Annotated in this window: 1 protein-coding gene; it reads left to right on the forward strand. The window is 70.8% G+C overall.

Annotated elements, in window-relative coordinates; all coding sequences use genetic code 11:
* The first annotated feature begins 74 nt into the window (after positions 1-74).
* Entirely contained in the window at positions 75-1,001 is a 927-nt protein-coding gene (locus GPA27_RS28230) for a cobalamin-binding protein (RefSeq protein ID WP_169143723.1), read from the forward strand.
* Positions 1,002-1,143 lie beyond the last annotated feature (142 nt).

Below are 1,143 nucleotides of genomic sequence, written 5' to 3' on the forward strand. Positions count from 1 at the left end.
GGCGCCCCCTGCCCCGCCGCCACCGCCCGACCGCGCCGTCGCCCGCGCGGCGATTCGCCCCGACTGAGAAGCCAATGACGCAACGCCCATCCCTGTGCCGCCGCCTCCGCCCCGTTCGCGCGGCGGCGATCCTTGCCTCAGCCGTACTCGCCGCGGCCAGCGCGCAGGCGGAAATCGCGCTCCGCGACGACACCGGCCGCGAATTGAAGCTCGCCCGCCCGGCTGAGCGCATCGTCAGCCTTGCGCCGCACGTTACCGAGCTGTTGTTCGCCGCCGGCGCCGGGGAGCGCGTCGTCGGCGCGGTCGCTTACAGCGATTACCCCGAGTCAGCACGCAAGCTGCCGCGCGTGGGCGGCTACAGCAACGTCGACATGGAGGCGGTCGCGGCGCTCAAGCCCGACCTCGTGATCGCGTGGAAGAGCGGCAACCGCGACGCGCACCTGGACAAGCTCGCGGCCCTGGGCATCCCCGTCTTCATGAACGAACCGCGCAACCTGGACGACGTCGCGCGCAGCCTGGAAACGATCGCCAGGCTCGCCGGCACGGACGTGGCCGGCCGCGCCGCCGCCGACGCATTCCGCACGCGCAAGGGAGCGCTCGCCGGGCGTTTCGGACAGCGACCCCGAGTGCGCATGTTCTACCAGATCTGGGACAAGCCGCTGATGACGATCAACGACGAACACCTGATTTCGGACGTGATCCGCCTGTGCGGCGGCGAGAACGTGTTCGGCAAGCTCACTCAGCTCGCGCCGACGATAGGGGTGGAAAGCGTGCTGGCGGCCGACCCCGAGGTGGTCGTCGCGAGCGGCATGGGCGAGGCGCGCCCGGAATGGCTGGACAACTGGAAGCGCTGGCCGAAGCTCGCCGCGACGGCGCGCGAGAACCTGTATTTCGTGCCGCCGGAGCTGATCCAGCGCCACACGCCGCGCATCCTCGACGGCGCGACGACGCTGTGCGAGCAGCTGGAGAAGGCGCGCGGCAAGCGCCCGGCCGGGAAATAATGCGACATCAGGGTAATGTGCTGCACGCTAGCTCCCTCCCCTTCAAGGGGGCGGAGGCGGGGTTTCGTGGAGCACCGCTCCGCGCCGCCGCAGCGGCGGAGCGAAGCGGAGACTCCCGGGTTGGGGTGGGGATGGGTTAAGC

Source organism: Aromatoleum toluolicum, from assembly GCF_012911005.2.
GTDB classification, from domain to species: Bacteria; Pseudomonadota; Gammaproteobacteria; order Burkholderiales; family Rhodocyclaceae; genus Aromatoleum; species Aromatoleum toluolicum.